Source organism: Candidatus Neomarinimicrobiota bacterium (assembly GCA_030743815.1).
In the GTDB taxonomy this organism is placed as follows: Bacteria; Fidelibacterota; Marinisomatia; order Marinisomatales; family S15-B10; genus UBA2146.
Window position 1 is genome coordinate 1 of sequence record JASLRT010000017.1, and the last position, 7,034, is coordinate 7,034.

At 50.1% G+C, this 7,034-nt stretch carries 10 protein-coding genes; 8 read left to right on the plus strand and 2 right to left on the minus strand.

What is annotated here, in order from left to right; genetic code table 11:
- Both QF669_01575 and QF669_01580 read right to left on the minus strand, forming a co-directional pair.
- A partial coding sequence (locus tag QF669_01575; GenBank protein MDP6456133.1) for a CoA-binding protein occupies positions 1 to 399 on the minus strand: 399 nt, incomplete at its 3' end.
- A gap of 51 nt (positions 400 to 450) precedes the next feature.
- Positions 451 to 1,350, minus strand: coding sequence for a proline dehydrogenase family protein (locus tag QF669_01580; GenBank protein MDP6456134.1), 900 nt, complete (start codon positions 1,348 to 1,350; stop codon positions 451 to 453).
- A gap of 313 nt (positions 1,351 to 1,663) precedes the next feature.
- Between QF669_01580 and QF669_01585 the strand changes: the two genes are divergently transcribed.
- The 8 genes from QF669_01585 to QF669_01620 all read left to right on the plus strand — a co-directional run.
- Positions 1,664 to 2,122 carry an NADH-quinone oxidoreductase subunit A gene (locus QF669_01585; protein ID MDP6456135.1) on the plus strand — a complete coding sequence of 153 codons (459 nt, stop codon included), beginning with the start codon at positions 1,664 to 1,666 and terminating at the stop codon, positions 2,120 to 2,122.
- An 18-nt stretch (positions 2,123 to 2,140) separates the two neighbouring features.
- Positions 2,141 to 2,638, plus strand: coding sequence for an NADH-quinone oxidoreductase subunit C (locus tag QF669_01590; GenBank protein MDP6456136.1), 498 nt, complete (start codon positions 2,141 to 2,143; stop codon positions 2,636 to 2,638).
- Positions 2,629 to 3,774: an NADH-quinone oxidoreductase subunit D gene (locus QF669_01595; GenBank protein MDP6456137.1), complete on the plus strand. Its 1,146-nt coding sequence runs from the start codon at positions 2,629 to 2,631 to the stop codon at positions 3,772 to 3,774. Before QF669_01590 ends, QF669_01595 begins: the two co-directional genes overlap by 10 nt.
- Complete coding sequence (nuoH, locus tag QF669_01600; GenBank protein ID MDP6456138.1) at positions 3,774 to 4,859, plus strand: NADH-quinone oxidoreductase subunit NuoH; 1,086 nt, start codon at positions 3,774 to 3,776, stop codon at positions 4,857 to 4,859. Before QF669_01595 ends, nuoH begins: the two co-directional genes overlap by 1 nt.
- A 10-nt stretch (positions 4,860 to 4,869) precedes the next feature.
- On the plus strand, positions 4,870 to 5,454 hold the full coding sequence (locus tag QF669_01605; GenBank protein ID MDP6456139.1) for a 4Fe-4S dicluster domain-containing protein: 585 nt from the start codon (positions 4,870 to 4,872) through the stop codon (positions 5,452 to 5,454).
- Entirely contained in the window at positions 5,451 to 5,945 is a 495-nt protein-coding gene (locus QF669_01610) for an NADH-quinone oxidoreductase subunit J (protein ID MDP6456140.1), read from the plus strand. Before QF669_01605 ends, QF669_01610 begins: the two co-directional genes overlap by 4 nt.
- Positions 5,945 to 6,250, plus strand: a complete 306-nt coding sequence (gene nuoK, locus QF669_01615; protein ID MDP6456141.1) for an NADH-quinone oxidoreductase subunit NuoK — start codon at positions 5,945 to 5,947, stop codon at positions 6,248 to 6,250. Before QF669_01610 ends, nuoK begins: the two co-directional genes overlap by 1 nt.
- On the plus strand, positions 6,250 to 7,034 hold a 785-nt coding region (locus QF669_01620; protein ID MDP6456142.1), incomplete at its 3' end, for a proton-conducting transporter membrane subunit. The genes nuoK and QF669_01620, both read left to right, overlap by 1 nt.

A 7,034-nucleotide genomic window follows, 5' to 3' on the forward strand; every position in this document is an offset into this window, starting at 1 on the left:
TCCAAAAAATTGTCTGTGTCGGCGCAACATGCAGTCGTTCATCACTACCAAAAGGCTAGCATCTTCCGCCAGTTTTGCCGCTTCATCATTGATTACACCGTCCTGGAGCCAAAGGGCCTTGGCACCGATCTCAACCGCTGCTTCAGAAATGGGAACCGTATGTTCCGGTCTTCGGAACACATCTACCACATCCACCTTGACCGGGATATCCAGCAGGGAAGGGTAGGAGGTTATGCCGGCGATTTCGGCCTGCCCCGGATTGACCGGAATTATCCTATACCCGTGGTCCCGCAGGTATAGCGCCACGTAATGGCTGGGCCGTTCCGGTTTGGGGCTCATGCCCACCACAGCAATGGTCTTCATAGCGAAAATCTTTGCAACGGTTTCCGGTTCGTTCATGTTGTTACCCCTCGCTTCCTTGAAGTCCTCTTCAAATCTATATCCCTCCAGTCATCTTGCGAACAGATTCTTGAGAATGTACCCCGCCAGATGCGGATTCTCTTCCAGGCGACGTGTGGCGTACGATAACCACTCCTCGCCAAACGGGACATATATCCGTACCTTATGACCGCCCTCCAACAGCTGCTCCAGTCTTCCCCCCATGGGGACGCCATACAGAACCTGGAATTCATAAAGATCTCTCGATATTCTTCTGTTTGCTATCCATGTCTCTAACGAATCGATAATGAGTTTGTCGTGGGTGGCAATGGCCACGTAAGCACCGCTTTCAAGGCCCTTATGGACCAGTTGGATGAAGTTGTGGCGGATCTCTTCCCTGTCATGAGTCGCAATTTTCTCTGATTCATGATAAATCCCCTTGCAGATACGAATGTTAAGTTTATCGCCTGTCAATTGAGTGAGGTCGCCCATGCTGCGATAGAGATAGGCCTGCAACACAGCTCCGATCCGTGCATGGTGAGCCAGACATTTCCGGTAAAGGTGAAGGGTCTCGTTCGTGTAGGGAGAATTCTCCATATCGATTCTCAGGAAGTTGCCCGTCTCACGAGCCTTGCGGACTACCGTGGACAGATTTCCTTCAGCCAGTCCGTCATCAAATCCGAGGCCCAAGTGGGTCAGCTTAAGAGAAATATTACAGTCAAGTGCTTCATCGCGGATAGTGTCGTAAAGCTCCAGATATGCATTCGTAATCTGCTTTGCTGCTTCAATAGAATCAGTATATTCACCCAGGATATCGAGGGTTGCGCAGAATCCTGCCTTATTGAGTCGCAGAACAGTGGCGACAGCTTCTTCTACGGTAACGCCGGCAACGTAGCGCATGGCGATTTTCCGCACCAGTGCGGAAGGCAGCAGAGGGAGAAGCGGGGTGACAGTTCGTTTAATCAGAGACATGGATAGGACGGATGAATTTAGCAGATTGCTTCATGAAACGGCAATCTGTTTTGATGCAATTGTCCCAGTCAAGACCCAAGTGATCTGCCCGGTGCCAAGTGAGTGGTAACTGGTGAGTGGTGGAGGAAACGTGAGCCATCGGTTATCCCTGATTGCGAATACGGATTTTGGAGTAAAACGATGGAATCCCGATCCCTCCGGGAAGGAGTCATTTTGAAGCGCCAATATCAGACGGAGCATCGCCCCAATTTGGCTTGCAAAGGAATCCACTCCACGATAAATTCTCGTCTTATTCTTATCGGTATCCGGTCTAATGTATCAACACTTTGGCACTGTTTTCATCTTTCTGATCATCGGGATAATTCTGGTGGCAGTCCCGTTGCTACTGCAAAGAATACTGTCGCCGCAGCGGAAAACTTTTGACAAGCTGTCAACGTATGAATGCGGTGAGGACGCTGAAGGAACTGCCTGGATCCAGTTCAATATCCGCTTCTACATTGTAGCACTCATTTTTGTCATCTTTGATGTGGAAGTGGTGTTCCTGTTTCCGTGGGCTGTGGTCTATAAGCAGCTTGGTCTCTTTGCATTCGTTGAAATGATGATCTTCCTCGCCATTCTAGCATTGGGCCTGGCGTATGTTTGGCGCAAAGGAGACTTGGAATGGGTCAAGTATTCTGTCCCGTTTGGCGGCGGTCGATATGGCAAACTCAAGTTGGAGCAGGAGCCGGCCCCACCCATAGCGGATGTTCAGGGGGAGGTTCCCACCGCCTGAAGCTGATTTTATCCGTCGATGCAGTTAAACGAAATCATCTCCTATATCAACGACCAATTCAGGGAAGATCTGATCCTTGGCGGCGAAGATGAACCCGCTGATTATATCGCCGTCTCACCAGCTGACTGGTGTGAACTTGCCCGCTTCCTTTATCATGATGATAAGCTGAAGTTCGATTCTATGATGTGTATAACAGGTGTGGACTACGGCGAAGAGGAGAATCTGGCTGTAATTTATAACCTGCATTCTATGACTCATGCTCACAAGCTGGAGGTACGTATGCCTGTTTCCAAGGCAGATCCAAAGGTGCCGTCTGTAGAACAGATTTGGCGCATTGCCGATTGGTTTGAGCGAGAGGTGTATGACATGTATGGTATCACTTTTGATGGTCATCGCGATCACCGCAGGATATTGCTGCCGGAGGACTGGGAAGGTTTCCCCCTGCGGAAAGATTATGTCTTCCCCGATTTGTATCACGGCATTGTTGTCCCTAAAATGAAGGAAGGATGGGAGTAGTCCTCGAAAAGGAACTGGGTTCGCTTCACGGCGAGGAGATGGTCCTCAACATTGGACCCCAGCATCCGAGCACCCACGGTGTCTTGAGATTGAAGGTCAGCACCGATGGTGAGATCATCACCAGGATCACCCCTTATATCGGTTACCTGCACCGCTGCTTCGAGAAGCATTGCGAGAATGTGACCTATGAGCAGGTAATCCCCTATACCGACCGTTGCGATTATATTGCTTCCATGAATAACAATTTCGGATATGCTCTGGCCTTGGAAGAGCTGATGGAGATAAAAATTCCGGAAAGGGTTGACTATATCCGTGTCATAGTGGCCGAGCTTAATCGTATTGCCTCCCATCTCCTTGCCATCGGAACATTCGGGCTCGATGCTGGAGCGTTCACCCCTTTCCTTTACTGTTTCAGAGACAGGGAACGTATCCTCGATCTTTTTGAAATGTTATGCGGTGCACGCTTGCTTTACAACTACATCTGGGTCGGCGGTGTATCCCACGATCTGCCGGTGGGGTGGGTAGAGAAAACCTACGAGTTTCTCGACTATTTTGAACCGCAGGTGACGGAGTATAATGAAATCCTCACTTACAACAAGATTTTTGTTGAACGGACAGCAGATGTTGGTGTATTGCCTGCCGATGTCGGCATCAGCTACGGCGTGACGGGACCGAATCTGAGGGGTTCCGGCGTCAAATGGGATCTCAGGCGGAATGAGCCATACAGCATTTATGATAAGTTTGAGTTTGATATTCCCATCGGAACGGGTGCCATGGGCTCCGTTGGGGACTGCTGGGATCGCTACTATGTGCGTGTGAGGGAGGTTGAGGAGAGTACAAAAATTGTGCGCCAAGCGCTGGACCAGATGCCGCGAACCGGCGACGTCCATTCAGCGCTTCCGAAGAAGATTCGCCCTCCCAAGGGGCAAGTATACAGTCGATCGGAGACACCGCGCGGCGATTTGGGATACTATATAATTAGCGATGGAAAGCCTGTTCCTTTCCGGTTGAAGATGCGATCCCCCGCGTTTACCGCTCTCAGTTGTATCGATGAAATCGCCAGAGGGTGGATGATCGCCGATGTGATCGTCATTCTTGGAAGTCTCGACATTGTGTTGGGGGAGATTGATCGGTAATGGTCGACTATTTCCTTGAGCTGTTTTCGCGATCTTCATGGATGTCCTCTTCGCCGTGGATGATACAGTTTGTTATTGCTGCTACCTTTGCTGCCTTGCCCATTTTCATCTTCATGGCGGTCAATGCCATAGTGGCCGTCTACGCGGAGCGAAAGGTATCTGCTTTCATGCAGGATCGACTTGGGCCCATGGGGCAGGGTGTTGGCCTCCACGCAGGGAAATGGGGTCTGCTTCAGACGGTAGCCGATGCGCTGAAGCTGATTCTGAAAGAAGACATAATCCCGGCCGCGGCCGACCGCAAGATGTTTATCCTTGCACCTTTCATTATTTTTGTTGGCGCCTTTGTTACATTTGTCGCACTCCCTTTTAATCAGTGGATCGTCGCCGCAGATTTCAATGTAGGCGTCTTCTACATTGTGGCAATGAGCTCTGTAGGCGTTATCGGCATCATACTCGCTGGATACGGTTCCAACAACAAGTGGTCGCTTTACGGTGCCATGCGATCAGCAGCGCAAATCATCAGTTATGAGATCCCGGCGGCGCTCTCCCTTCTGGCCGTTATCATGCTGGTGGGGAGCCTCAGGATGCAAGACATAATCATAGCTCAGGGTGGAACTGTCTGGGGGATTTTCCCCAACTGGTTTATTCTCGATAATCCGTTCACACTGATGGCCTTCTTTATCTTCTTTATATCGGGCGTTGCCGAGACGAACCGGACGCCCTTCGATCTACCGGAAGCTGAATCGGAGCTTGTCGCCGGTTTTCATACCGAATATTCAGGGATGCGCTGGGCGTTTTTCATGCTATCCGAGTTTGCCAATATGTTCATCGTAGCAGGCGTCGCTGCGGTGGTGTTTCTGGGCGGCTGGCAGAGTCCCATTCCCGGTGTCATGGACGGCCCAGGATGGGGTCTCATCTGGTTTCTGAGTAAAGCTATCTTTCTGATTCTGGTGATGATGTGGTTCAGGTGGACGTTTCCCAGGTTGCGCACCGATCAGCTCATGAGGCTGTGCTGGAAATTCTTTCTGCCGGCAGCTTTTGTCAATATTGCTGGAGTCGGGATCTGGGATTTGTTTGTGAGATGAGAGGATTTCGATGAGATATGTCGCCAACATATGGGAATCGATAACAACGCTTCTTATCGGCATGCGTGTGACCATGGGACATATGTTGCGTATCCGCAAAGGATTTGTGACACTGCAATACCCTGTTGAACGGTGGCCCAGACCGGAAAAGAAGATCGGTTTCAGTACCGACAGCTACAACGTTATCCGCTCGCGGCTCACGGTGGATATCGATGATTGTATCGGCTGTATGAAGTGTGTGCGTACTTGCCCAGTCAGTTGTATTAAGATCGACACTGTGAAGGTGGAAAAGGGAGAAGATATACCTGAAGCGAATCATCGCGGTATAACATCCAGCGGGACGCAAAAACGACTGCTTGTTACCCGATTTGATATCGATATGACGGAATGCTGTTACTGCAATCTCTGTACTTATCCCTGTCCTGAAGAGTGTATCTACATGACGGGCGGCCCCAATTCCTCCAAACACGAGATTGACTATGAATTCTCTGAATTTAACCGCAATGATATAGTCTTCCGTTTTTCTAAGGTTCCACCCGCCATGGCCGCCGAATACAGCAAACCGGCTGAAGTAGTGAAGAAGGGCGAAGAGTGACAGGCGCCGATTTCGTGTTCTGGTTCGTAGTGTTGCTGACGGTGGGATCGGCTTTTGTTGTGGTACGCTCCCAGAATCTGATCTACTCAGCGGTAGCGCTGTTGTTTACCTTTCTCGGTGTCGCCGGTCTTTATGTATTCATGATGGCCGATTTCATCGCAGTGACCCAGGTTGTTATTTATGTGGGAGGTATTCTGGTTCTCATCATTTTTGGTATCATGCTGACGCACAAGATGGTGGACGTTCGCCTGTCCCATACCAGCATGCAGCAGGGGATAGGATGGCTATTGGCGCTTCTGATAATTGCAGGTCTTGTCAGGATGATTACTTCTTCTCCGTGGTTCCTCAAGAGTACGCCCGAGTCTGAAGAGACAGTGGCGGGAATCGGCAGGCTGCTGATGATCGACTACCTGCTTCCCTTCGAAATCGCCTCCGTTCTTCTGCTGGCTGCCCTTATTGGTGCCGCGATGCTGGCGCGAAAAGAGAACTGATGGATAGCTTAAACACATATTTGATTGTTGCGGCGATTCTGTTCACACTGGGAATCTTTGGTGTCATCACGCGGCGAAACGGGATTGCGGTTCTGATGGGTGTTGAGCTGATCCTCAATGCGGCCAATATTAATTTTGTCGCTTTTGCCCGCTTTGGAGGAATGAACCTCTCGGGGCACGTCTTCGCGCTCTTCGTCATCATCATGGCAGCGGCAGAAGCGGCTGTGGCGCTTGCTATCATTCTCAATCTTTACAATAACCTGGGTACTGTCAATATCGATGAAGCTGACAGTCTGAAAAGGTAATGATCACGTACGGTCTTCTTATTCTTATCTTGCCGATTCTGGCCTTTCTCATCCAGATATTCTTTGGCAAGCGTCTGCCGCGACAGGGAGACTGGATTTCCATTGGTGCCGTTGTAATCACCCTCTGTCTCGCTTTGGCAATGCTGGGCGTTATGCTGGTGATGTACGACGCCGACTTTACGGTGGAAAAGACGTGGCAGTGGTTTGATCTCGGTACTCTGGAGTTCAGGCTGGGCCTTCTGATCGACAACATAACCATCGTCATGTTGCTGGTGGTAGCTATCGTTTCGAGTCTTGTACATATATACTCGGTGGGATATATGAAGGGTGATATCAGGTACTCTCGTTACTTTGCCTATCTCTCTTTATTTACCTTTTCCATGAACGGGATTGTTCTCTCCAATAATCTTTTCAGCATCTATATGTTCTGGGAGCTGGTAGGTCTCAGTTCCTATCTTCTTATCGGGCACTGGTTCGAGAAAGATACAGCATCCGATGCCGCTAAGAAGGCGTTTCTTGTTAACCGGATCGGTGACATTGGAATGTTCATCGGTATCATGCTTTTCTTTACAGCTACCGGCTCTTTTCTGTTCAGCGATGCTTACGCCGGTGTGGCTGAAGGTGTGTTTAATCAGAAGCTTCTAACTATAGCGGGACTGTGTCTCTTTGCCGGCGCTATCGGCAAATCGGCCCAGTTTCCTCTCCATGTCTGGCTGCCTGATGCCATGGAAGGCCCCACGCCTGTGAGCGCCCTTATCCACGCGGCAACAATGGTGGCGGCGGG

Excerpts from the sequence above, each read along its gene's own strand:
- QF669_01580 (MDP6456134.1), bottom strand. The coding sequence starts at position 1,350 with ATGTCTCTGATTAAACGAACTGTCACCCCGCTTCTCCCTCTGCTGCCT.
- QF669_01585 (MDP6456135.1), top strand. The coding sequence starts at position 1,664 with ATGTATCAACACTTTGGCACTGTTTTCATCTTTCTGATCATCGGGATA.
- QF669_01590 (MDP6456136.1), top strand. The coding sequence starts at position 2,141 with ATGCAGTTAAACGAAATCATCTCCTATATCAACGACCAATTCAGGGAA.
- QF669_01595 (MDP6456137.1), top strand. The coding sequence starts at position 2,629 with ATGGGAGTAGTCCTCGAAAAGGAACTGGGTTCGCTTCACGGCGAGGAG.
- nuoH (MDP6456138.1), top strand. The coding sequence starts at position 3,774 with ATGGTCGACTATTTCCTTGAGCTGTTTTCGCGATCTTCATGGATGTCC.
- QF669_01605 (MDP6456139.1), top strand. The coding sequence starts at position 4,870 with ATGAGATATGTCGCCAACATATGGGAATCGATAACAACGCTTCTTATC.
- nuoK (MDP6456141.1), top strand. The coding sequence starts at position 5,945 with ATGGATAGCTTAAACACATATTTGATTGTTGCGGCGATTCTGTTCACA.